Source organism: Streptomyces sp. NBRC 110028, from assembly GCF_001417735.1.
In the GTDB taxonomy this organism is placed as follows: domain Bacteria; phylum Actinomycetota; class Actinomycetes; order Streptomycetales; family Streptomycetaceae; genus Streptomyces.
Window position 1 is genome coordinate 84,845 of sequence record NZ_BBUZ01000024.1, and the last position, 23,730, is coordinate 108,574.

Annotated in this window: 20 protein-coding genes, 1 tRNA gene and 1 pseudogene; 9 read left to right on the forward strand and 13 right to left on the reverse strand. The window is 71.2% G+C overall.

Features of this window, described 5'->3' with window-relative positions; all coding sequences use genetic code 11:
* Nucleotides 1-112: 112 nt before the first annotated feature.
* The 4 genes and pseudogenes from ASC60_RS43995 to ASC60_RS09675 form a co-directional block, all read right to left on the reverse strand.
* Nucleotides 113-259, reverse strand: a pseudogene (locus tag ASC60_RS43995) (IS701 family transposase); the annotation flags it as partial.
* Between the two features lie 228 nt (nucleotides 260-487).
* The gene (locus tag ASC60_RS09665; protein WP_199830910.1) at nucleotides 488-1,837 is read right to left on the reverse strand and encodes a DUF6177 family protein; all 1,350 of its coding nucleotides are present in this window, start codon (nucleotides 1,835-1,837) and stop codon (nucleotides 488-490) included.
* Nucleotides 1,838-1,965: 128 nt separating this feature from the next.
* Nucleotides 1,966-2,337 (reverse strand): pilin, encoded by a 372-nt coding sequence (locus tag ASC60_RS09670; protein WP_055548975.1) that lies wholly within the window; start codon nucleotides 2,335-2,337, stop codon nucleotides 1,966-1,968.
* A 309-nt stretch (nucleotides 2,338-2,646) separates the two neighbouring features.
* Nucleotides 2,647-3,423 carry a hypothetical protein gene (locus ASC60_RS09675; RefSeq protein WP_055548977.1) on the reverse strand — a complete coding sequence of 259 codons (777 nt, stop codon included), beginning with the start codon at nucleotides 3,421-3,423 and terminating at the stop codon, nucleotides 2,647-2,649.
* A gap of 474 nt (nucleotides 3,424-3,897) precedes the next feature.
* On the opposite strand from ASC60_RS09675, the gene ASC60_RS09680 reads away from it, so the two are divergent.
* The 5 genes from ASC60_RS09680 (at nucleotide 3,898) to ASC60_RS42135 (ending at nucleotide 8,685) form a co-directional block, all read left to right on the forward strand.
* A complete protein-coding gene (locus ASC60_RS09680; protein ID WP_199830911.1) occupies nucleotides 3,898-4,506 on the forward strand; it encodes a hypothetical protein in 609 nt (202 codons plus the stop codon).
* A gap of 354 nt (nucleotides 4,507-4,860) precedes the next feature.
* Nucleotides 4,861-5,532, forward strand: a complete 672-nt coding sequence (locus ASC60_RS09685; protein WP_055548979.1) for a hypothetical protein — start codon at nucleotides 4,861-4,863, stop codon at nucleotides 5,530-5,532.
* A 14-nt stretch (nucleotides 5,533-5,546) separates the two neighbouring features.
* Nucleotides 5,547-6,509, forward strand: a complete 963-nt coding sequence (locus tag ASC60_RS09690; RefSeq protein WP_055548981.1) for a TRM11 family methyltransferase — start codon at nucleotides 5,547-5,549, stop codon at nucleotides 6,507-6,509.
* A 471-nt stretch (nucleotides 6,510-6,980) separates the two neighbouring features.
* The gene (locus ASC60_RS09695) at nucleotides 6,981-8,306 is read left to right on the forward strand and encodes a recombinase family protein (RefSeq protein WP_199830912.1); all 1,326 of its coding nucleotides are present in this window, start codon (nucleotides 6,981-6,983) and stop codon (nucleotides 8,304-8,306) included.
* On the forward strand, nucleotides 8,251-8,685 hold the full coding sequence (locus ASC60_RS42135; RefSeq protein WP_199830913.1) for a hypothetical protein: 435 nt from the start codon (nucleotides 8,251-8,253) through the stop codon (nucleotides 8,683-8,685). Before ASC60_RS09695 ends, ASC60_RS42135 begins: the two co-directional genes overlap by 56 nt.
* Here the strand turns inward: ASC60_RS42135 and ASC60_RS09705 are convergent.
* Nucleotides 8,667-8,751 (reverse strand) — tRNA-Leu (locus tag ASC60_RS09705). The two genes, ASC60_RS42135 and ASC60_RS09705, sit on opposite strands and share 19 nt — an antisense overlap.
* Before the next feature lie 322 nt (nucleotides 8,752-9,073).
* On the opposite strand from ASC60_RS09705, the gene ASC60_RS09710 reads away from it, so the two are divergent.
* The 4 genes from ASC60_RS09710 (at nucleotide 9,074) to ASC60_RS09725 (ending at nucleotide 15,607) form a co-directional block, all read left to right on the forward strand.
* The gene (locus tag ASC60_RS09710) at nucleotides 9,074-10,756 is read left to right on the forward strand and encodes a thiamine pyrophosphate-binding protein (protein ID WP_055548987.1); all 1,683 of its coding nucleotides are present in this window, start codon (nucleotides 9,074-9,076) and stop codon (nucleotides 10,754-10,756) included.
* A gap of 13 nt (nucleotides 10,757-10,769) precedes the next feature.
* Nucleotides 10,770-11,996 carry a formyl-CoA transferase gene (gene frc, locus ASC60_RS09715; RefSeq protein WP_055548989.1) on the forward strand — a complete coding sequence of 409 codons (1,227 nt, stop codon included), beginning with the start codon at nucleotides 10,770-10,772 and terminating at the stop codon, nucleotides 11,994-11,996.
* A complete protein-coding gene (locus ASC60_RS09720) occupies nucleotides 11,996-14,137 on the forward strand; it encodes an acetate--CoA ligase family protein (protein ID WP_055548991.1) in 2,142 nt (713 codons plus the stop codon). The genes frc and ASC60_RS09720 overlap by 1 nt, the downstream gene beginning before the upstream one ends.
* Nucleotides 14,138-14,215: 78 nt before the next feature.
* Complete coding sequence (locus tag ASC60_RS09725) at nucleotides 14,216-15,607, forward strand: OFA family MFS transporter (protein ID WP_055548993.1); 1,392 nt, start codon at nucleotides 14,216-14,218, stop codon at nucleotides 15,605-15,607.
* Nucleotides 15,608-15,622: 15 nt separating this feature from the next.
* Here ASC60_RS09725 and ASC60_RS09730 read toward each other — a convergent pair whose 3' ends face one another.
* Genes ASC60_RS09730 through ASC60_RS09765 form a run of 8 tightly spaced genes read right to left on the reverse strand, consistent with a single transcriptional unit; the run spans nucleotide 15,623 to nucleotide 23,625 of the window.
* Nucleotides 15,623-16,633 (reverse strand): sugar phosphate isomerase/epimerase, encoded by a 1,011-nt coding sequence (locus ASC60_RS09730; RefSeq protein ID WP_055548996.1) that lies wholly within the window; start codon nucleotides 16,631-16,633, stop codon nucleotides 15,623-15,625.
* A complete protein-coding gene (locus tag ASC60_RS09735; RefSeq protein ID WP_055548998.1) occupies nucleotides 16,630-18,060 on the reverse strand; it encodes a nucleotide pyrophosphatase/phosphodiesterase family protein in 1,431 nt (476 codons plus the stop codon). Before ASC60_RS09735 ends, ASC60_RS09730 begins: the two co-directional genes overlap by 4 nt.
* The gene (gene eboE / locus ASC60_RS09740; protein ID WP_055549959.1) at nucleotides 18,057-19,241 is read right to left on the reverse strand and encodes a metabolite traffic protein EboE; all 1,185 of its coding nucleotides are present in this window, start codon (nucleotides 19,239-19,241) and stop codon (nucleotides 18,057-18,059) included. Before eboE ends, ASC60_RS09735 begins: the two co-directional genes overlap by 4 nt.
* 5 nt (nucleotides 19,242-19,246) lie before the next feature.
* A complete protein-coding gene (locus tag ASC60_RS09745) occupies nucleotides 19,247-20,125 on the reverse strand; it encodes a TatD family hydrolase (protein ID WP_055549001.1) in 879 nt (292 codons plus the stop codon).
* Nucleotides 20,125-20,721 carry an EboA domain-containing protein gene (locus tag ASC60_RS09750; protein WP_370592902.1) on the reverse strand — a complete coding sequence of 199 codons (597 nt, stop codon included), beginning with the start codon at nucleotides 20,719-20,721 and terminating at the stop codon, nucleotides 20,125-20,127. Before ASC60_RS09750 ends, ASC60_RS09745 begins: the two co-directional genes overlap by 1 nt.
* Complete coding sequence (locus ASC60_RS09755; RefSeq protein WP_055549003.1) at nucleotides 20,715-21,584, reverse strand: sugar phosphate isomerase/epimerase; 870 nt, start codon at nucleotides 21,582-21,584, stop codon at nucleotides 20,715-20,717. Before ASC60_RS09755 ends, ASC60_RS09750 begins: the two co-directional genes overlap by 7 nt.
* On the reverse strand, nucleotides 21,581-22,468 hold the full coding sequence (locus ASC60_RS09760) for an SCO3242 family prenyltransferase (protein ID WP_055549006.1): 888 nt from the start codon (nucleotides 22,466-22,468) through the stop codon (nucleotides 21,581-21,583). The genes ASC60_RS09755 and ASC60_RS09760 overlap by 4 nt, the downstream gene beginning before the upstream one ends.
* Entirely contained in the window at nucleotides 22,465-23,625 is a 1,161-nt protein-coding gene (locus tag ASC60_RS09765) for an inositol-3-phosphate synthase (RefSeq protein WP_055549008.1), read from the reverse strand. Before ASC60_RS09765 ends, ASC60_RS09760 begins: the two co-directional genes overlap by 4 nt.
* Between the last annotated feature and the right edge of the window lie 105 nt (nucleotides 23,626-23,730).

Below are 23,730 nucleotides of genomic sequence, written 5' to 3' on the forward strand. Positions count from 1 at the left end.
AGGAGGCGGCGGATCTCCGGGACGATCAAGGTGTTCGGTCGCTGTTGCGGACGGGGTGGTGCGGATTCGCGCGTCGGCTGGGGATCGCGCTGGCGGCGACGCTGGCCAGGAAGGCCAGGGCGAGCATGGTGTGCCGGTGCCAGGAGGTCCAGCCTCACCTGGTAGCGATCCAGGCCGACCCGATTCTTGGCGGTCTGGAAGCACTCCTCGACGCTCCAGCGGAACCGGCAACCCGGACCAGTTCGGCCAGCGTCACCGCAGTGGGTGACCAGCACTGATAGGAAGCGAGTTCACCGGTCGTCCGGTTCATGGGGACCTTCAGTTGCCTGATCGGACACCAATACCGACTACGCCGACTGGTGCACCGTGGGGTGCGCGAGCTGCACCGGCAGGGCCTGCCGGTCGCCGGAGCGCTGCGGTAATTCGCCCTGTGGCCCCGCTCACCGCTCATGTCGTGATCCGTGCGGTGAGGGACTGATCTGGTGGGTCAGGTTCCCGTGCGCAGGTGTTGGGTGAGGTGTTTAAGGGTGGTCCAGGTCTGGTCGTCGGTGCCGTCGCCGAGGGGGTAGTGCAGGGCGGGACGGGAGGCTGGGCCGAGACGGGCGGGCGCGAGGTTGAGGGGGGGGTGCTGGGCGTGGTGGGTGCCGATCTCGTGGACGGTGTCGGGGCCGAGGGTGAGGGCCACCGGGTTCGGAGGGGCCGCGATGTGTGGGGGGATGGTGAGGTCGCGGGGGCCGTGGCCCAGTGAGGTGAGCATCGAGGTCAGGGCATGCTCGGTGGCGAGAGTCTCGGCGAGGCTGGGGATGGCGTCCAGCGGTGGAGGCTCATATTCGCCGTAGCCGAGGGAAAGGGTGATGTCCTCCTCGACTCCGGCGGGGGTGCGGGCGATGCGGACGGTGGCGAGTGCGGGGCGGCCGGGGTGACCGATGGCGATCAGCCAGGTGGGCTGGGGTGCGCGCTGGCGAGCGAGGTCGGTCAGCTGACGGGTGGACCAGGCCAGGTTGACGGGCTCGGCGGTGCTCCATCCGGCGGGTGAGGCGCCGGTGAGGTGGTGCCAGGCGGTCTCCAGCGCGCGGCCGAGGACGAGGCGTTCGTCTGCCGGGTATCGGGTGCGGATGGCGACGATGAGTTGGCGGTCGCCAGTGGCCGTGGTGTTGGCGAAGGCTGGTGCGACGAGTGATGTGCCGGACGTGGCGCGGGCGGGGGCGAAGGTGTCGTTCTGCCAGCGCAGTACGGCGCCGGAGAGGCCGTCGTAGTAGCCGTCCTGTGGGTCTTGAACGACCCAGCGGTGGGGGTGCCCGCCCAGAGCGTGGCGGGTGGGGAGGGTGAGGCGAGCGGTGTTCGGGGTGACGATTTGGAGGGCGCGGTCGCTGGTGATGGCCGTGCACAACGCGTCGGATAGCCAGCTGGTCATGGGGATGACCGGACGGTCCTGGAGGACGACCGCTGTCGTGTCGGTGAGGACGTCGATGGCCGGGTGGGGCGCTATGTTCGCCGCGGGTGTCGGGCTGTCGGTGGCGAGGGGGACGACATCGGTGGTCGCCGCTTCCGGTGGCCAGGTGGTGCCGTGGAGCACGGTGGCGAGGCGCCCGGCGAACGAGCCAGCGAGCTGTCCGGCTTCAGGTACGGCGGTGGTGGCGCGTGCCTCGGTCCACCAGACGGGGCCTTCCGCGGCGGTGTTTCCGGTGCCGAGAAGTCGTGCGGTTTCGCCGGGAACCTGGATGAGGAAGGGGGCCTCGATGGAGACCAAGGGCCGCCCGCCCGGGGTGACCGCCCCAGGTGCGGAGGCACTGGCAGCGGGCCCCAGCTCGGGCCGCGGCTCCGGATCGGCCGGCACACCAGGCACTCGGGCAGTCGCTTCCGGCAGGGATACCGCATGTGCAACCGGCACGGTAGGCGGCCCGGCACCGATGACGAGCCCGATGGACGTCAGCAACAGGATGGAGAGGAGGTAGCCGGTGCGGGTCATTGCCCGCCGCCATCCACGCCCACGATCTGCTGCAAGACTCCCACCACGACGGGGGCGAGCATCGCCAGCCCGTATCCGACCGCTGCGGCCTTCAGAGCCCGTTTGGAGGCTTCGACCTCCCCCGGGTCACCGCCGGCCATGAGGTAGCGCAGGCCGCCGAAGGTGAGGAAGAGCGTCGCCAAGCCGGTCAGCAGTCCCACGATCCAGCCCCGCAAATTCGAGATCACCTGCGGGATCGTGGCCACGGCCCACACCACTGGCGGATCCGCCAACAGCGCTACGGCCGTCATCACCGCGGTGAACACCACCAGAACCCCACCGCGCACGACGTGACGTACGCCGGGCGGCCGACGGAAGCGGCTGAACATGGCAGGACACCTCCATCAGGCACAAGAACAACGAGAAGACGCAGAGCGGGTGGGGTGAGCCCGATCCTTCGCCCGGGGCCGGCCTCCTTCGGCGGCTACCGGATGGCTCTCGGGGTGTCAGCACGAGACGGAGTGCCCACCCCCACCCAGCAAACGGCCCGACAGCACAGGAGCGATGACGAAATAGCTCCTGCCAGGCCCGGGGCCCCTGCCGATCGGTGGATCAGAAGAAGCCCCGTCTGCCTTCTGATAGAGAATCCGGCGCCGGAGCGTTGACGCCCCGGCGCCGGACGTCCCTCGTATGGCTCCTTACTCAGCCTGATGACGCAGGTGAGAAGCCAGGCGCTGTTCAGCAGCGGAGCGATGCCGGTACAGCTGACGCATACTCACCCCACGCTCGCCGGCGAGCGTCCCCATCGACTCGCCGTGCAGCCGGGTACGGGCGATCAACTGCGCCTCGGCCAAGTCCACGACCCGGGCCCGTACCGCGCGAGCCAGCACCTGATACTCGTCCGACACCATCGAGCCCTCCATGTCCTCGGGGATCACGCGGGAGTGCAGGCGTCCCAGGTGCACCGTCGGCTCGCCCGCCTCCCGCTCACCGCGGCGGCGAGCCGCATAGACCAGACGGTGAACCGCTCGGTCCGCCGCCGCGAACAGTTCCCGGTCCACCCCCGGATCGCCCGCATCCACCTCCGCAAGGGCGACCGCGACCGCGGCGAGATCTTCCTGCTCGACTTCCTGACGCTCCAGATGCGCTGGACGAGCCAGGCGCGACAGCATCCGGCGCAGCACCGGAACCGTCATCGCCACCGCAACCACCGGCCACGGCTCACCGAGCTCGTGCGCACGACGCACGACCTCGCACCACGTCCGTGCCCGCAACTCGGGCCGGGTGCTCGGGTGAGCCAGCCGGACACGGATCTGATCCACCGGCCACGCCTCCTCCGACGGCTCGTCACACACCAGGCGCGCGGGCATGGTCAGCGGTGTCGCGGTACGGGCCAGGGCGAGAAAGGACTGCTCCAGCTCCTCCAGCGGCGACAGCGTGGTCGTGCGCGGGCAGCGGGCGACAGGACGGTACATGGCGGCCTCCTGCGAGAAGGGGTTCGGACAACTTCCGCCGCCAGCCCTTTCACCACCCCGCGCCACCACCGACCCGCCCGCGCACCACCACCGGACAACAAACCGCCTCATGGCCCGCCCCGTGCGATGGCCCGTATCTGGCCCGCCTGCTACGAGCAGGATCGGGGCTCGTAGCACCTCAGCGAGAATCGAACTAAAAAATCTTGAAGACGTCTCCGGACCATTCAGCGCCCCTCGGCGTCCCATGCCAGCGAGGGCGGTGCCGGAATCACTACGCGGCTTCGTGCGGAGTCCGTCTGCCCTGCGTCGCGCCAGATTCCCGGCAGCAGGGCAAGCTCTGGCGAAGCGGGGATGAATGAGGAGATTGTCGACGCTCACGTAATTCCCCACGAGCAGCGCCCCTTCCCGCCCCAACCGTTCGAGGGTTTTACGCATTCCGCCCGGATCGTCGAACAAGGCCATCATCATTGGTCTATGACCGTCCCCAGTCTTGCCCAGCGGCTCGCCGACCACGTTCAGCATCTCCTGGGCGGCGGTCCGTTTCCCCAGCCCGGCGGATGGAACCACATGGGTGCTGTCGTCTGCGACGTCAGCTTCCAACCCCGGTGTGACTATGAGGCGACCCTCCGACCGCGGCTTCTCCGCCTGCAAATAATCTGGCCGGATGCGAGAACAGTCCGTGGGTTCCAGAGTCGGCTCGCCACGGAAGACCTCGCTGTCGCCATGAAGTTCAACCATGCTCAGAAACTCGCGACGGCCCACGCCATCACAGACCTCCTAGCTGACCACGGGGTCGATACCCGCGAGGATCTCCACACGTGGCTCGACCAGCAGGCCAATCGCGCCGCCCTGCGCACTGTGAAGGGGGTAGGACCGAAGAGCATCGACTACATCGGCAACCTTGTCGGCCATTCGCAGGTCGCCGTCGACGCACATCTGCGCACCTTTGCTACGGATGCTGGTGTTCCGGATCTCCGTTACGAGCAGCTGCGCGCAGTGTACGAGGAAGCCGCCACACTTCTCGGGCACGACAGAGGTGGGCTGGAGCATGCCGTTTGGCGGTACAAGTCAGGGGCCACGTAATCACCGCATCTACAGCCCCCGCACCAGCGTCGAACTACGCGCTCGGTCGAACGGATGGGCGGGGAAGGTGAGGCTGCGGGTGGGGAATTACGTGAAGTTCCACAGAGATGCGGTCCGCTCGACTGCGCGCGTGGGACCGAGGTGGCTCGCCAGTGGCTCGCGACCGGCTCGCAGCACCGTCGACCTGGGCTTTTAGGTGGATCGCTGCTCGGCGCAGCGCCCGCGCGGTCTTAACGGCCAGGGCGTGCAGGAGATCGAAGCGGCCGCAGTAGACGGCAAAGAGCCACCCGCGGAATCTCTATTGATCACGTCAGCACCAGACGGCCGGATCCCTTACCCGGGTGCCGTCACCCGATGCCCAAGGCTCACGACCGCCGAAGCGCGTCCAGCAATTCCAGCGCCTCTCGCCCGCTGCCGACCACCATCTGGCTTCCCAACCCGGATGACCCGGAGCACGTCCCCGCCCCCGAGGGCGTGCTGCCGGTGTGGGCGATCGACAAAATCCGCGCCGAGTTCGCCCACCGCCCCGGGCACGTGCCCGCGCCTCTGATCACGATCCGCATCAACGACGCCGGACCGGGCATGGACGCCCGCACCCGCTCTGTCACCTACGCCACCGACCCCAGTGGCGTCCGCCGCCCCAGCCGGGGGCCGGTGCTGCTCGCCGAACTGCACCCCGACACCCTCCCGGCCTCCGACGACACGCTGCTCCCCAGCACCGAAGACATGCCCGGGGCGATGGAGAACGGCTGGCCGGGCTTCTTCCACCGTGCCCACCGCCTCCTCCCCGGCGACGGACTCCTGCTGCTCGCCGCACGCCAGCGCCGCGACGCCGGATGCCTGACCGACCCCCTCGGCCCTCTGATCGCCGCAGCACGCACCGCAGGGTTCTGCTACTTGCAGCACATCGTGATCGTCCACGGCCACCCCAGTGGCGACCGCATCGAGCCCACACCGATCAAGGGCGCCCCGCCCGGCTTGATCCACTCCGACCTGCTCGTCCTGTCCGCCATCACCAGCGCGTAGACAAGGAGTACGTCATGTCTGACCGGGAATCGGTGTGGAACACCGCGCCCACCTCCGCCCCCGCTCAGCGCGCCGGCCGCTACGTCTCCGGCTCGAACGCGCACCCGGCCAAGATGCTGCCCGCGATCGCCGCCCACGCCATCCGCACCTACACCCGGCCCGGAGAGACGGTCCTCGATCCGATGTGCGGCATCGGCACCACCCTGGTCGAAGCCCTCCGCCTCGACCGCAACGCCCTCGGAGTCGAGTACGAATCCCGCTGGGCCCGGCTCGCCCACGCCAACATCGCCCGCACCGCGCGGCGAACCGGACACGGCAGCGGGCACGTGGTACGCGGCGACGCCCGCCGTCTCACCCAGCTCATCGACGCCCACCACCACGGCACGATCGCGCTGGTCGTCACCTCACCCCCGTACGGGCGATCCGTCCACGGCCAGGTCCGCTCCACTCGCGAAACCGGAGAAAGCGGCGTGGTCAAAAGGGACTACCGCTACAGCCGCGACCCGCACAACCTCGCCCACGTCTCCACCGACCACCTCCTGGACGCGTTCACCCAGATCCTCACCCAGTGCCACACCATGCTGCGTCCCGGCGGCACGGCCGTCGTCACCACCCGGCCCTGGCGGGCACGCGGCGAACTCATCGATCTTCCCTCCGCCGTCCTCGCCGCCGGACGCACCGCAGGGCTGATCCCCACTGAGCGCTGCGTCGCCCTCCTCGCCGGCATCCGCGACAGCCGACTCATCGCCCGTCCCTCCTTCTTCCAGATGAAGAACATCGGCGACGCTCGCCGCCAGGGCATCCCCCTCCACCTCGTCCAACACGAAGACGTGCTGGTCTTCACCCGGCCCGACCCCTCCGCGGCGCACCCCGCGGAGTCCCGGAGGGCCCCCTGCATCGGCCGCGTGCAGCACCCCACTCGGCCGACGACAGACCGCTGCGGTTACCGGCGGGCGGACAGACGGAGCAGCGGGTGAACCAATACCAGCCGGACGGCACTGTGCACCGTGATGACCACGGTGATGGCGACGGCCCGCGGATGGGCGGCCTGTGTTCCGGGGTGAGCATCCAGGCCGCCCATGGCGACCACATCGACTCGCCCCAACCCAGCAGCGGTTCATGCGCCGACGCCAGCACACGAGCTCGCGTCCCTGGCTGCCGCATTGCCGGTGGCCGTCCCCAACGAGGCGGGCGCTGCCGCGACTCCCGAAGCGGCGGCGAAGCGCCCCCGGACGGCTTCCAGGCAGTTCTCCCGCCTGATGGCCCGACGCTGACACGGCCGGCCGCCGAGGTCCTGTTGCGGATCCTCACCCGCCACGCCGGGCAGGCTGGCTCTCTGGAAGAGGTGGAGCTATCGGTGGTGGTCCACCAGGACCACCACGGGTCGAGAGGGTGCCCCGATGGCTGATGACGACCGTCCGCTTCCATGGCTCCGAAGAGACCGGCCCATGCCTTCACCCGTGCCGGCTGCCGACCGCAGGATGCTGTTCGCCTTCTGCGGGCGCGTCTCCACCGAGGACCAGCAGGACCCGGAAGCCTCGCGCCTATGGCAGCTAAACCGAGCCCAGGCCCTGATCGAACCCGCGGGCGGGAAAATCGTCGCCGAGCACTTCGACATCAGCCAGAGCCGCGCCCTGCCCTGGAAACGCCGCCCCCGGGCGGCTGCGCTACTGGCCGCGCTCGCCGATAGCCGCCGCGGGTTCGATGCGGTGGTGATCGGTGAGCCCCAGCGCGCCTTCTACGGAAGCCAGTTCGGCAACACCTTCCCGCTCTTCGTCCACTACGGCGTGCCGCTGTGGGTGCCTGAGTTGGGCGGCCCCATCGACCCGGACAACGAGGCCCACGACCTGATCATGTCGGTCTTCGGCGGCATGTCCAAGGGCGAGCGCAACCGCATCAAGGTCCGTGTGCACGCCGCCATGGCCTCCCAGGCCCTCATGGAAGGCCGCTACCTCGGCAGCAGACCCCCGTACGGATACCGGCTCGTCGACCTCGGCCCGCACCCCAACCCCGGCAAGGCCCAGAACGGCAAACGCCTGTACGGCCTCGAACCCGACCCGGACACCGCCCCGGTCGTGATCAGGATCTTTACCGAGTTCCTCAGTGGCCTTGGCATCTTCGCCATCGCCGAGGGCCTGACCCGCGACGGCATCCCCAGCCCCTCCGCCCACGACCGGGCCCGCAACCCCCACCGTGACACCCGCGCCTGGGCGAAAAGCGCCGTCCGCGCGATCCTCGGCAATCCCCGCTACACCGGCCGCCAAGTCTGGAACCGGCAGCACAAGCACGAGGCATTGCTCGACATCGACGACGTCACCCTCGGCTACACCACCGCCATGCGCTGGAACAGCCAGGACAAGTGGATCGTCTCCAAGAAGATCGTCCATACCCCGCTGGTCGACGATGACACCTTCGCGCGTGTCCAGGACATCTTCCAAGCCCGTACCCGGACCAGTCCCGCCCACGGGATCAAACGGACCCGCAACCCCTACCTGCTCCGAGGGGCGATCGTCTGCGCGGCATGCGAGCGCAAGATGCAGGGCCACTGGGCACATGAGCAGGCGTACTACCGCTGCCGGTTCCCCGACCAGTACGCGCTCGCCAACCGCGTCCAGCATCCCCGCAACGTGTACCTGCGCGAGAGCTGGGTCATCACACCTCGACGATTGGCTGGCCAAAGTGTTCCTCCCACATCGTCTCGACGACACCATCGACCTCATGGCCACCGCGGCGGCCCCCGAACAAGAGACCGCCGCCGTTGCGGCTGTCCGTAAGGTGATCGCCGACTGCGACTCCAAGCTCGCCACCCACCGCGCCGCCCTCGAAGCGGGCGCCGACCCCGTCGTCGTCACCCAGTGGATCGCCGAGACCCAGGCCCGCCGGGCCAGGGCCGAAGCCGAGCTGCGCGCATCACCCAAGGGGGTGGGGGCCCGGATGTCCCGCGACGAGATCGCCCGGCTCGTCCACTCGATCAAGGATCTGGCCGCTGTGGTACGCCAGGCCGAGCCCGAGGACAAGGCCGAGATCTACCGGCAGCTCGGACTGCGGCTCACGTACGACTCCGGGAAGCACAAAGTGCTGGCCGAGATGAGACTCGACCAGCACTCTCATGAAGCCCGTGGGCCATCAGTACGTGTCCGAGGGGGGACTTGAACCCCCACGCCCGATAAAGGGCACTAGCACCTCAAGCTAGCGCGTCTGCCATTCCGCCACCCGGACAAGGTGTGCCCCGCGGTTGCCCGCGGCGACATGGACAACGATACCAAGGTTTCGGGGTGCGTTTCACCGCCGTATGCGTGGCGCCCGCCCCCGCGACGACCTGCGGTGACGCGGGGGCGGGCGGAGCCGTGCGCACAGGGGGTCACGCAGGGTGGCGGCCATGCCGCGACAACGGTCGCGCGGACTTGATCGAACGATTGACGTACGCCCCCTGGACATCGATCCGCCGATGCGGGATAACGGGCTTCATACAGAATAACGTCGACTGTATGCAATCCAAGCGCGAGACGGCACCGACCCCTACGAAGGGACGCGATTCGCCATGCCCGACGACAGCCAGGACCTCATCTCCGGTGGGCACTTGGTCGCCAAGGCGCTCAAAGCGGAGGGTGTTGAGGTCATCTACACCCTCTGCGGCGGCCACATCATCGACATCTACGACGGCTGCGTCGACGAGGGCATCGACGTCATCGATGTGCGCCACGAGCAGGTGGCCGCGCATGCCGCCGACGGCTATGCCCGGATCACCGGGAAGCCCGGCTGCGCGGTGGTCACCGCCGGGCCGGGGACCACCGACGCGGTGACCGGGGTGGCCAATGCCTTCCGGGCCGAGTCGCCCATGCTGCTGATCGGGGGGCAGGGGGCTCATACGCAGCACAAGATGGGGTCCCTTCAGGACCTTCCGCACGTCGAGATGATGGCGCCGATCACGAAGTTCGCGGCCACCGTGCCGGACACCGCGCGGGCCGCGGACATGGTCTCGATGGCGTTCCGGGAGTGCTTCCACGGGGCGCCGGGGCCGTCGTTCCTGGAGATCCCGCGCGATGTGCTGGACGCCAAGGTGCCGGTCGGCACGGCGCGGGTACCGAAGGCGGGCGCGTATCGGGCGTCGACGCGCAGCGCGGGTGATCCGGAGGCGGTCGAGAAGCTGGCCGATCTGCTGGTGCACGCGGAGAAGCCGGCGATCCTGCTGGGGAGCCAGGTGTGGACGTGCCGGGCGACCGACGCCGCGATCGAGCTGGTGCGGACGCTCAACGTGCCCGCGTACATGAACGGCGCGGGGCGCGGCACGCTGCCGCCCGGGGATCCGCATCACTTCCAGCTCTCGCGCCGGTACGCGTTCGCAGGCGCCGATCTGATCGTGATCGTCGGGACGCCGTTCGACTTCCGGATGGGGTACGGGAAGCGGCTGTCGCCCGATGCGACGGTGGTCCAGATCGACCTGGATTACCGGACGGTCGGCAAGAACCGGGATATCGATCTTGGGATAGTGGGTGACAGTCATCAGATTCTGTCAGCCGTCACCCAGGCGGCGTCCGGCCGCATCAACGGCGGGGCGGGCCGGCGCAAGGAGTGGCTGGACGAGCTGCGCGCGGCCGAGCAGACGGCCATCGAGAAGCGGCTGCCGCAGCTGCGGTCCGACGCCTCCCCCATTCATCCGTACCGTCTGGTCAGCGAGATCAACGACTTCCTGACCGAGGACTCGGTCTACATCGGCGACGGCGGCGACATCGTCACGTTCTCCGGGCAGGTCGTGCAGCCCCGGACGCCCGGCCACTGGATGGACCCCGGTCCGCTGGGGACGCTCGGCGTCGGGGTGCCGTTCGTGATGGCGGCGAAGCAGGCGCGCCCCGACAAGGAGGTGGTGGCGCTCTTCGGCGACGGCGCGTTCTCGCTGACCGGCTGGGACTTCGAGACGCTGGTCCGCTTCAACCTGCCGTTCGTCGGCATCGTCGGCAACAACTCCTCGATGAACCAGATCCGTTACGGCCAGAAGGCCAAGTACGGGGACGCCCGGGAGCGGATCGGCAACACCCTCGGCGACGTGCCGTACGACCAGTTCGCGCGAATGCTCGGCGGCTACGGCGAGGAGGTACGGGACCCCGCCGACATCGCGCCCGCGCTGCGGCGCGCCCGCGAGTCGGGCAAGCCGTCGCTCATCAACGTCTGGGTGGACCCGGACGCGTACGCCCCCGGAACGATGAACCAGACCATGTACAAGTAAGGGGCCCGCCACCATGACCAAGGCTCTGGAGGGCGTCCGCGTCCTCGACATGACGCACGTACAGTCCGGTCCGTCCGCCACCCAGCTGCTGGCCTGGCTCGGCGCGGACGTCATCAAGCTGGAGTCCCCGACCGGTGACATCACGCGCAAGCAGCTGCGCGACATTCCGGACGTCGACTCGCTCTACTTCACGATGCTCAACTGCAACAAGCGGAGCATCACCCTCAACACCAAGTCCGAGCGCGGCAAGGAGATCCTGACCGAGCTGATCCGCCGCAGCGATGTGATGGTGGAGAACTTCGGGCCGGGCGCGGTGGACCGGATGGGCTTCACCTGGGAGCGCATCCAGGAGATCAACCCACGGATCGTGTACGCCTCGATCAAGGGGTTCGGCGAGGGCCCGTACACCAAGTTCAAGGCCTACGAGGTGGTCGCGCAGGCCATGGGCGGGTCGATGTCCACGACCGGCTTCGAGGACGGGCCGCCGCTGGCGACCGGCGCCCAGATCGGCGATTCGGGCACCGGGGTGCACTGTGTGGCGGGCATCCTGGCCGCGCTCTACCAGCGCACCCGCACCGGGCGCGGCCAGCGGGTGAACGTGGCGATGCAGCACGCGGTGCTCAATCTGTGCCGGGTCAAGCTGCGCGACCAGCAGCGGCTCACCCACGGACCGCTCGCCGAGTACCCGAACGAGAGCTTCGGCGACGAGGTGCCGCGCAGCGGCAACGCGAGCGGCGGCGGACAGCCGGGCTGGGCGGTCAAGTGCGCGCCCGGCGGGCCCAACGACTATGTGTACGTGATCGTGCAGCCGGTCGGCTGGGAGCCGATCACCCAGTTGATCGGACGCCCTGAGCTGGCCGAGGACCCGGAGTGGGCGACACCGGAGTCGCGGCTGCCGAAGCTGGCGAAGATGTTCCAGCTGATCGAGGAGTGGTCCAGCACGCTGCCCAAGTGGGAGGTGCTGGAGCAGTTGAACGCCCACAACATCCCGTGCGGGCCGATCCTGTCCACCAAGGAGATCGTCGAGGACGCGTCGCTGGCGGCGAACGAGATGGTCGTCCGCGTCGACCATCCGGAGCGCGGGACCTTCACCACGGTCGGCTCCCCGCTCAAGCTCTCCGACTCCCCCGTCCAGGTCGACCGCTCCCCCCTGCTGGGCGAGCACAACGCGGACGTGTACGGCGAGCTGGGGCTCGGCGACGAGGACATGAGGCTGCTCAAGGCGAACGGGGTGATCTGATGGTGACCACATACGACAAGGACGCCGTACGCGCGGTGCTGGACGCCGTACGGGCCGAGGGGCGCTCCACGCTGACCGCGCCCGAGGGCAAGCGGATCACCGACGCGTACGGCATACCGACCCCGGCCGAGGGGCTGGCCGAGTGCGCGGACGACGCGGTGGCGCTCGCCGACCGGATCGGCTTCCCCGTCGTCCTCAAGATCGTCTCTCCGGACATCTCCCACAAGACGGACGCGGGCGGGGTCCGGGTGGGGCTGAAGTCGGCGGCCGAGGTGCGCGGCGCGTACACCGCGATCGTCACGAACGCCCGCGCGTACGACCCGACGGCCCGCATCCAGGGCGTGCAGGTGCAGCAGATGGTCCAAGGCGGCGGTCAGGAGGTGATCGTCGGCGCGGTCACCGATCCGACCTTCGGGAAGGTGGTCGCGTTCGGGCTCGGCGGAGTGCTGGTGGAGGTGCTGGGGGACATCACCTTCCGGCTGGCCCCGGCGAGCCGGGACGACGCGCTGTCGATGCTGAACGGCATCCGGGCCGCCGAGGTGCTGCGCGGGGTGCGCGGCGGGGAACCGGTGGACCGGGACGCGCTCGCCGATCTGATCGTCCGGGTGTCGAACCTGGTCACGGACTTTCCCGAAGTGACCGAGGTCGATCTCAATCCGGTGTTCGCGACCGGGAGCGGCGTGCTCGCCGCCGATGTACGGCTGCTGATCGGCGACGACGCCCCACCGGCCCGGCGCCGCTACTCCCGCGAGGAGATCCTGGCCACGATGGGGCGGCTGATGCGGCCGCGTTCGGTGACGGTGGTGGGCGCCTCCAACGAGCCGGGCAAGATCGGCAATTCGGTGATGCGCAACCTCATCGACGGCGGCTTCCCCGGCGAGATCCACCCGGTCAATCCGAAGGCCGACGACATCCTGGGCCGCAAGGCGTACGCGTCGGTGATGGACGTGCCGGGCGAGGTGGACGTGGCGGTCTTCGCGATCCCCGCGAAGTTCGTACCGGCCGCGCTGGAGGAGGTCGGCCGCAAGGGCATCCCGAACGCGGTGCTGATCCCGTCCGGCTTCGCCGAGACCGGTGAGCACGAGCTGCAGGACCGGATCGTGGCCATCGCCGAAGAGCACGGCGTGCGGCTGCTGGGGCCGAACATCTACGGCTACTACTCCACCTGGCAGGACCTGTGCGCCACGTTCTGCACCCCGTACGACGTCAAGGGGCCGGTGGCGCTCACCTCCCAGTCCGGTGGCATCGGGATGGCGATCCTGGGCTTCGCGCGGACGACGAAGACCGGCGTCTCGGCGATCGTCGGGCTCGGCAACAAGTCGGACGTGGACGAGGACGACCTGCTGACCTGGTTCGGCGAGGACCCGAACACCCAGTGCATCGCGATGCACCTGGAAGACCTCAAGGACGGCCGCGCCTTCGTGGAGGCGGCACGCGCGACCGTGCCGCGCAAACCGGTGGTGGTGCTGAAGGCGGGCCGTACGGCGGCGGGCGCGCGGGCCGCCGGGTCGCACACCGGCGCGCTGGCCGGGGACGACGCGGTGTACGACGACATCCTGCGGCAGGCCGGGGTGATCAGGGCGCCGGGGCTGAACGAGATGCTGGAGTACGCGCGGGCGCTGCCGGTGCTGCCCACGCCCCAGGGTGACAACGTCGTCGTCATCACCGGCGCCGGGGGCTCGGGGGTGCTGCTGTCGGACGCCATCGTGGACAACGGGCTGTCGCTGATGGAGATCCCCGCGGACCTGGACGCCGCCTTCCGCCGCTTCATCCCGCCGTTCGGCGCGGCCGGGAACCCGGTGGACATCACCGGCGGCGAGCCTCCGTCCACGTACGAGGCGACCATCCGGCTGGGTCTTGAGGACCCGCGCATCCACGCGCTCGTCCTCGGCTACTGGCACACGATCGTCACCCCGCCCATGGTCTTCGCCGAGCTGACCGCGCGGATCGTGGCGGAATTCCGGGAGCGCGGCATCGCGAAACCGGTGGTGGCCTCGCTCGCGGGCGACACCGAGGTCGAGGAGGCGAGCCAGTACCTCTTCGAGCGCGGCGTCGTCGCCTATCCGTACACCACGGAGAAGCCGGTGGCCGCGCTGGGCGCGAAATACCGCTGGGCCCGGTCGGCGGGGCTGCTCACGTAAACCCACCCGTTCTCCGCAGCACGAAGAGTGGGAACAGGGGGAGCCTGGCCGGGCCACTTCGAAGCCAAGGGGACGCACATGAGCGCAGAAGAACGACCGGAGGGAACAATCGCCTTCCGGGAAGTGCACGACGGTAAGGGGCGCGTGTATCGCGTCGGCGAGACGGACCGCGACATTCTCGGCTTCAGCCGCAAGCTGATGGTGTATCTGCCGTGGATCGCGATGATGGCCATCAGCGTGTCCGAGTACGCGTACGGTTCGGCGGAGGACACCCTCTCCAAGGCCCACGGCTGGACCCAGAGCAACACCTTCTGGATCCTCAGCGTCTGGGTCTTCTTCCAGGCCGGGATCGCCTTCCCGGCCGGCTGGTTAAGGGAGAGGGGCATTCTGACCGCCCGCCGGGCGATGCTGAGCGGGGCGGGGCTCTGCCTGATCGGGTTCCTCGCCCTGTCACACCTGGACGACGTCTTCGCCGCGATCTGCGGCTTCGGCGTGGTCGGCGGGCTGGGCTCCGGGCTCGTCTACGCCACCTGCATCAACATGGTGGGCAAGTGGTTCCCGGAGCGGCGCGGGGCGAAGACGGGATTCGTGAACGGCGGCTTCGCCTACGGCTCGCTGCCCTTCATCTTCATCTTCAACTACTGGTTCGACACCGGCAATTACCACGGGATACTCGACTTCATCGGCGTCTATGTGCTGGCCGTCGTCGCCGTCTGCGGCTGGTTCTTCAAGGACCCGCCCAAGAACTGGTGGCCGGTGCAGATCGATCCGCTCTCCTTCGGCGGCAACGCCAAGAGCGCGAAGAGCCTGGCGAAGAATCCGCCCGCGGTGCGCCAGTACACCCCGAAGGAGGCCATCCGCTCGGGCATGCTGCCCCTGATGTGGCTTTCGCTCGTGCTGACCGCCGGGGTGTCCATCTTCGGCATCTCCTTCCAGGTCGACTACGCCAAGGAAGTGGGTTTCGGTCCGCTGGTCGCGGCCTCCTCGATGGGCATCATGTCCGTCATCAACGGCGTGGGCCGCGGGGTGGTGGGCTGGCTGTCGGACTTCTGGGGCCGCAAGACGACCCTGGTGTTCGTCATCGTGGTGCTGGGGCTGGCGCAATTCGGGGTGATCTGGGCGGGCACCATCCGCAGTGAGTGGCTGTTCCTGGTCTTCGCCTTCCTCTCCGGATTCGGCGGCGGCGCCTTCTACCCGATGTTCGCGGCCCTGACCCCGGACTATTTCGGAGAGAACTACAACGCCACCAACTACGGCCTGGTGTACAGCGGAAAACTGATCAGCGGGCTGTTCGGCGGCGGGCTCGGCTCGATGGTGGTCGACGGCTGGGGCTACGACGGGGCGTACGCGCTCGCCGGTGGCATCTCCATGGTGGCGGCCGCCGTCGCCCTGCTGCTGCGGCAGCCGGGCCGGCCGCGGGCCCGGGACATCGCCCCGAACCCGCTGCCGATCAGCCGCGAGGCGGTATGAGGGCCCTCCGCGCCCTCAGTCGCCGCACCGGCCCGTGCGCAGGTAGCGGGCGGAGCGGCGGGCGGTGGTGAGCGAGTCCGCCGGGTTGTCGTGCTCCACCATCCACTGGTGGTTCCGGCGCCCCCCGTGGGTCCTGCCGACCTTGCCGAGGAACCGTACGTAGTCGATGTCACCGTCCCCGACGTCCACCATCCGGTAGCCGTCGGGGACGGTGTCGTCGCGCTCGCCGTCCTTGACGTGGAACAGCGGATAGCGGTCCGGGTCGGCCAGCACGTAGTCGAGCGGTTCGAACGGCGCCGGCGTGCCGTCGGCTCGTTTGCCGAAGCGGTGCTGGGCGACGTACGCCCAGTAGATGTCCATCTCCAGGTGGACCAGCTCCGGGTCGGTCTCGGCGAGCAGCACGTCGTAGAGGCGGACGTCCGGCCGGTCGGTGGCGAAGGAGAACTCCTCGGCGTGGTTGTGCTGGTAGAACGTCATCCCGCGCGCCTTCGCTGCCGCGCCGTAGGTGTTGAAGTCCTCGGCGCAGCGCTTCCAGCCGTCGACCGTCGTGCCGTAGCGCCAGGGGCCGGAGGCGGTGCCGATGTGCGGCAGGCCGAGGGCCTGGGCCTCGTCCAGCACCTTGGTGAGGTTGGTGGCGAAGGTGTACGCGCCCGGGTCGTCGGAGTAGTAGCCGACGTGGCTCCCGATGCCGCGCAGCCCGTTGTCCCGCAGCAGCCGCTTCAGCTGCGGCAGGGTGATGGCGCCCGCCGACCCTTGTGTGTATCCGGCGAACTCCACCTGGTCGTAGCCGCAGGCCGCCAGCTCCTCGAAGACGCGGGCGAAGCCGATGGACTGCACCTGGTCGCGGAGGGTGTAGAGCTGGATGCCGAGGTGGCCGCGCGGGACGATCGGACCGCGTCTGCCGTGGGTGGTGGCGTGTGCGGGCGTCGTGCCGAGCAGGGTGGCCGCGGTGGCTCCGGCGGCGACGCCGAGGAATCCGCGGCGGCGGAGGGCGGCGGCGAGTTCCGGGTTCGGGGCGCTCTTCACGGGCGTGTCTCCTGTCGGTTGTGGTCCTCGGTGGTGTGCGGTCCGGCGAGGCGGAGGAGCAGCGATTTGACGTCGGTGGCGGCCACCCGGCCGGGTACGGCGTCCGGCCGGGAGCAGATGAGCACGGGCCCGTCCTCGTCGCGCTCCGGCAGCCTGCCGTGGCTGCCGCGCACCGGGGACGGATCGAGCGGGACGACGGCCATCCGGTAGCGCATCCCGAGCTTCTTGCGGGCCAGCGCGGTGGCCGCCCTCACGCGCACATACGGGTCGACGGGGTCGAGGAAGAGTTCGGCCGGGTCGTAGCCGGGCTTGCGGTGGATCTCCACCAGCCGGGCGAAGTCGGGCGCGCGGGCGTCGTCCAGCCAGTAGTAGTACGTGAACCAGGCGTCCGGCTCGGCCACCGCGACCAGTTCCCCGGCGCGGGGGTGGTCCAGGCCGTGCGCCTTCTTCCCCTCGTCGTCCAGGAGTTCGGCGAGTCCGGACAGACCGTCGAGGGCGGCCCGGGTGGCGGCCAGGTCCTCGGGGCGGCGCACGTAGACGTGGGCGAGCTGGTGGTCGGCGACCGCGAACGCCCGGGAGGCGCCCGGGTCCAGGTACTCCATGCCGTCCTGGGTGTGCACCTCCAGCAGCCCGGCGCGGCGCAGCGCCCGGTTGATGTCCACGGGGCGCGACACCCGGGTGATGCCGTATTCGGACAGCGCCACAACGGTACGGCCCCGGGCCCGCGCGTCGTCGAGCAGCGGCCCGAGGGCGGTGTCCAGCGCGGCCGCGGCGGCGTGGGAGCGGGGGTCGTCGGGGCCGTGGCGCTGGAGGTCGTAGTCGAGGTGGGGCAGGTAGGCGAGGGTGAGGTCGGTGGGGTGGTGGCGCAGGATGTGGCGGGTCGCGTCGATGATCCACCGGGTGGACACCAGGTCGGCGCCCGGTCCCCAGAAGTGGAACAGGGGGAAGGTGCCGAGGGCGGCGGTGAGTTCGTCGTGGAGGGCGGGTGGCCGGGTGTAGCAGTCGGGCTCCTTGCGGCCGTCGGCGTAGTAGACGGGGCGCGGGGTGACGGTGATGTCGGTGTCCGCGCCCATCGCGTACCACCAGCAGATGTTGGCGACGGTGTAGCCGGGGTGGGCGCGGCGGGCCGCGTCCCACAGCTTGTCGCCGCCGACCAGGCCGTTGTGCTGCCGCCACAGCAGGACGTCGCCCTGTTCGCGGAAGTACCAGCCGTTGCCGACGATGCCGTGTTCGGCGGGGGTGGCGCCGGTGAGGAACGTCGACTGGGCGGCGCAGGTGACGGCGGGCAGCACGGTGCCGAGCGGGGCGTACGAACCGGAGTCGGCCAGGGCGCGCAGCCGGGGCATGTGGGCCAGGAGGCGCGGGGTGAGGCCGACGACGTCGAGGACGAGGAGGGGCGTGGGGCCCTGGCTTGTCGTGGCGCTCACGGCAGCTCCTTGAGGCCGAGGTCGGTCAGCAGATCGCGGGCGAGGGCGAGTTCGGCGGCGATGCCGTCGGCCAGCCGGTCGCGGTTGCGGGGCCGCAGCTCGGGCGGCAGCGCCTGCCAGGTGTACGTCTCGACCTCCAGGTGGCGGGTGAGCGGCGCCGGGCCGCCGACCAGGTGGGCGAGGGTGTCGGTGAGGACGGGCAGGGTGGAGGTGAGCGGCGGCTCGGGCGGGGCGTGCAGCGGCACGTGGAAGTGGGAGCGCCAGGGGGCGGTGGTGTCGAGCCCGCCCGGTGCGAGGGCCTGGTCGAGGTCGTCGGTGCCGCGTACGCCGTGGGCGGAGGTGCGGGTGCGGGTCTGGTGCAGGAAGCGCGGCTCGGCGAACGCGGCCAGGGCGGTGCGTACGGCGGGGCGGTGCGGCTCCTCGGCGTGCAGCGCGGCCGAGAGCTGCGCCTTGACGATGGGAACGCCGGCCGCGGTGAGGGAGGCCGTCGCGGTCCGCGGATCCTCGAACTGCGTGGCGAGGTGGCAGGTGTCCAGGCACAGGCCGACGCGGTGCCGGGGCGGCCCCTCCGGGAGCGCGGTCAACGCGTCGATGGCCTGGGCGGTGGTCTCCACGGTGCAGCCCGGCTCGGGTTCCAGCCCGATGCGGATCGAGCGGCCGGTGAGGTCCTGGAGCGCGTCGAGCCGGGTGGCGAGCGTGGTGAGGTGGCCGAGCGCGGCCCGCCGCCGGGCGGGGTCGAACGGGGTGCGCCAGGCGAGCGGCAGGGTCGAGACGCTGCCCTCGGTGACGTCGTCCGGGAGCAGGGCGGCCAGCAGCCGGGCCAGATGGCCGGTGTGGGTCAGCCGCTCGGTCTCCGTCCAGTCCGGCCGGTACACGCGGTACTTGACCTCCTGGGCGCCGAATCCCTCGTACGGGAAGCCGTTGAGGGTGACGACCTCCAGGCCGCGCCGGTCGAGTTCGGTGCGCAGCCGGCGCAGGGCGGCCGGGTCGGCGGTCAGGGTGCGGGCGGCGTCGCGGGCCAGCCACAGGCCGATGCCGAGCCGGTCGCGGCCCAGGCGGCGGCGTACCGGCTCGCAGTGGTGGCGGAGCTGGTCCACGACGCCGTCGAGGTCTTCGGCGGGGTGGACGTTGGTGCAGTAGGCCAGGTGGACGGTGGAGCCGTCGGGGTGGCGGAAGCGCATGCCGGTCACCGGCCTTCCGTCGTGACCGGCGCGCCGCGGAGGATGGAGTTCCCCTCGTGGGCGGCCCCAGGTGCGGGGTCCTCGACGTCGAGGTCCAGCCGCCCGCTGAGCCCGTAGAACGCCACCGGGTTGCGCCACAGCACCTGGTCGACGTCGTCGTCGGTGAAGCCCGCCGCGAGCATCGCCTCCCCGACGTGGCGCGTCTTCAGCGGATCGCTGCGTCCCCAGTCCGCGGCGGAGTTCACCAGGATGCGGTCCCGCTCCCCGGCGTACTCGCGCAGCACGCGCACCATGCGGTCCGGGTCCATCTTGGTGTCCGGGTAGATCGAGAACCCGAGCCGGCAGCCGCTGTCGGCGGCCGCCTTCACGGTGGTCTCGTTGAGGTGGTCGAGCAGGACGCGGTCGGCGGGGAGGGCCGATTCGTGGACGACGTCGAGCGTGCGGGCCAGGCCCGCGGCCTTGTCGCGGTGCGGGGTGTGCACGAGGGCGGGCAGCCCGTGGTCGGCGGCGAGCTGGAGCTGCGCGGCGAGCGCGGTGTCCTCGGCGGGGGTCATCGCGTCATAGCCGATCTCGCCGACGGCGACCACACCGTCCTTGACGAGATAGCGCGGCAGCTCGTCCAGGACGGGGAGGCAGCGGGGGTCGTTGGCCTCCTTGGGGTTGAGGGCGAGCGCGCAGTGGTGGGCGATGCCGTGCTGGGCGGCGCGGAAGGGTTCCCAGCCGAGGAGGGCGTCGAAGTAGTCGTAGAAGCTGGCGGGCGAGGTGCGGGGCTGGCCGAGCCAGAAGGACGGTTCGACGAGGGCGCGCACGCCCGCGGCGTACATGGCCTCGTAGTCGTCCGTGGTGCGGGAGGTCATGTGGATGTGCGGGTCGAAGATGCGCATCAGGGCTCCTCGGGGGTCGTGGGGGACGCGGACGCCAGGAGGCGGATCAGATCCGCGGGCACGTCCCGCCCGGCGGCGGTGCGTTCACGCGCGTAGTCGGTCAGCATGCGGGCCAGCTCGGCGTCGCCCCGGGCGCGGGCGGGCCACTCGGCCACGGCGTCCAGGGGCACCCCGGTGAACAGGCACTTCAGTACGGCCTGCCGCCAGCCGTGCGCGTCGAGATGGCGGGCCGCGTACGGGCCGACGGCGGCGGCCACCAGGCGGGTGTCGTTGGTGCGCAGCGCGTCCTCGACCAGCGGGAGCGCGTCCGCGCCGGGGCCGAGGTGGGGCAGGGAGAGGAGGACGGCCCGGCGTTCGGCGGCCGTGCCGTGGGTGTAGAGGCGGGTGAGGGTGGGCACATCGGGGCGGGCCGCGGTGAGGAGCAGGACCCGGGCGGCGTCGGTGACTTCGCCGCCGCGGCCGCAGTGGCGTCCCGCGGCGGCGAAGTCCGCCTCCCAGGCGGCGGTGGGGCCCTCGGCCGCCGCCTGGGCGAGGGCCCGGTCCAGCCAGGCGCGGGCGGCGCCGTCCAGGTGGTCGCGTACGGTCGCGCTCAGCACGGGACGCCTTTCCGGGCGGTGGCCCGCTCCGCCGCCTTGAGGTACGCCAGGGAGGAGCGGGCCAGCGCCGGCCCGGCGTGCGAGTGGCGGGGCAGTTCGACGCCCACCAGGCCCCGGTAGTCCATGGCGCGCAGCGCCTCCAGCACCGGCGGGACGTCCACCTCGCCCTCCCCGAACGGCAGATGCTCGTGCACACCGCGCCGCATGTCCTCGATCTGCACATGGCGGATCCACGGCGCGGCGGCCCGTACGCAGTCGGCGGGCGGCTCCGGCTCCAGGCACTGGCAGTGGCCGACGTCGAGCGTCAGCCCGAGGGCGGGCGGATCACCCAACGCCCGGCGCAGCCGGTGGAACCCGGCCAGATCGGCCAGCAGATGCCCCGGTTCGGGTTCCACGGCCAGGGGCACGCCCTCGGACGTGGCGGCCTCCAGCACGGGGTGGAGGGCGTCGGCCAGCCGCTGCCACGCGGCGTCCTCGGCCGTCCCCGGCGGCAGCACCCCGCTGAAGCAGTGCACCGCGCGCGCCCCCAGCTCCGCGGCCACCCGCACGGCGCGCAACAGCAGATCCACGCGGACGGCGCGGGCCCCGGCGTCGGGTTCGAGCAGCGTGGGGTGGTGCTTGCGCCCCGGGTCGAGTACGTATCGGGCGCCGGTCTCGACGGCGACGCCGAGCCCGAGCCGGGCGAGGCGCTGCCCGACCCGCCGGGTGCGGGCGGCCAGATCCGGGGCGAGGGGGTCGAGGTGCATGTGGTCGAGCGTGAGCGACACCCCGTCGTAGCCGAGGTCGGCGAGCAGGGTGAGCGCGTCGTCGAGCCGGAGGTCGGTCAGGCCGTTGGTGCCGTACGCGAAGCGGAGGTCGCTCATGTCGGGCTGACCTTTCTGGACAGCCGCCGCGCGACGGGCACCAGCAGGAGCAACCCCGCCCCGGCCCCTCCCGCCCCGGCCCGCTGAGCGAGCGCCGCCTGCAGCGGGATCATCGCCCGGATGCCGCCGCCGACGGCGCGCTGGAGGAGGTGGGGGGAGGGATTGAGCGCGGCGTGCGCGAAGGGGCGGGCGGCGGTGGCGAGGTAGGCGGCGGCGAGCGCGGCGGAGGCGAGGGGGCGGGTGCGGCTGCGGGTGCGGGTGGGGGGTCTGGTGGCCGCCCAGGCGACCGTCGTGGCCGTGGCCAGGGCCGCCAGGGGGGTCTTCGAGGTGCCGCCCGTGGCCTCGTGGCGGGAGACCGCCGTCACCGCGAGGGTGTGGGCGCCCAGGAGGGCGGCCGGGGGGAGGGCGTGCCGAGCGGGTGTGGGCGCGGTGGCGGTGGCGCCCAGGAGCAGGTCCAGCGATCGGGCCGCGGCCATCGCGTACGGGCCCGCCGGGGTGTTCTTCAGCCCCAGGTCGTACGCCCACACCGTGCCCGCCAGGGCCGTGGCCGTGGCGAGGGCCCGGCGGCCCGCCGGCGCCGCGCACAGCAGGCCCGCGGCCGTCAGGCCGGTCGCGGCGGTCAGGGCGACGGCCGGGGTGATACGGCCCGACGGCAGGGGGCGCCGGGGGCGTTCGACGGCGTCGATGTCGCGGTCCGCCCAGTCGTTGAGCGCCATGCCCGCCTCGTACAGGCACAGCGACGCGCCCATGGCGAGCGCGGTGCCCCGGTTGGGGGCGGTCCGCGTGGCCGCCGCGCCCGCGAGGGCGTCGCCGGGGACGGTGAACAGGGCGGAGATCCTGAGGAGTTCCGCCCAGGCGCGGGCGCGGGCTCGTGACGGCGTCACGACCGCTCCCGCAGCCGGGCCGCGAAGCCGGTGAGGGCCGTGTACTGGTCGGCGAGGCCGGACGGGCCGCCGTCCGGGTCCTTGAAGTAGAAGCCGAGTTCGGTGAGCGGCCCGGTGAGACCCGCCTCGTGGGCGCGGGCCGTGAGGCGGGCCAGGTCGAGGACGAGGGGCGCGGCGAGGGCCGAGTCACAGCCCTGCCAGATGGTCTGCAGGACCATACGGGAGCCGAGGAAGCCCTCGAACGCGACGTGATCCCAGGCGGTCTTCCAGTCGCCGAGCGCGGGCACGTTGTCGATGTGCAGTCGGCCGTCGGGGAGTTCGCCGAGGGTGTCGGCCAGGACACGCGCCTTGCCCGCGTTCTTCGCGGCCGCGGCGGCCGGATCGGCGAGCGCGGCACCGTCGCCGCCGCCCAGCAGGTTGGTGCCGGACCACGCCCGTACGGGCAGCGCGCGCTGCGCGAACATCGGCGCGAGCACGGACCGCAGCAGCGTCTGCCCCGTCTTGCCGTCGCGCCCGGCGTACGGCAGGCCGGAGCGGGCCGCTTCGCCGCGCAGCCGGGGGTGGTGCAGCCCGGTGGAGGGGGTGAAGTTGACGTACGGGCACCCGGCGCGGAGCGCGGCGGAGGCGTAGAGGGAGCTGGGCGGCAACCGGTCGCCACCGGCGGCGGGGGCCGGTTCGGTCGAGGCGACGTTGACGACGACGGCACGGGCGAGGCGATGCGTACGCACGAACGCGTCGAGGTCGTGGGCGAAGGCGTCGATCAGCTCGTCGTCGCCGCGGGTGTCCCCGGGTTGCGGCCCCCCGGGGCGGATCGCGTCGTCGGCGGCGGTCAGCTCGGCGCGTACGGCGTCGGGCAGCCCGTGGGGCAGAACGCCTTCGGCGGTCAGCGCCTCGGCGCGCTTGGGGAGCGGGGTGGTGGCGGTGTCGTGGCCACCGAAGACCAGATCGCCGAGCGCGGGCAGAGCGCTGTCCGCGAACGGCGCGGTCTCGGTCACCATCCCGGTCGTGGGCTGCAGCCCGGCCGCGACGGCGGCACACCCGGCGACGGCGGTGGTGGCGACCGAACCGCGCGCGCCGATGAGCCAGACGCCGGTGCGGAGGCCGCCGCCCGGGGTGCGAGTGGGGTCGGGGTGGGTGGTGTCGGGGCCGGTGGTCACTGGCTGCCTCCCGGATGACGGTCAGGTGCGGGGGTGCGGGTACGGGGTGGCGGTGGGGGGTTGATGCGGGTCGGGGGCGAGGTCTGGTGGCGCGGGTGCGATGCC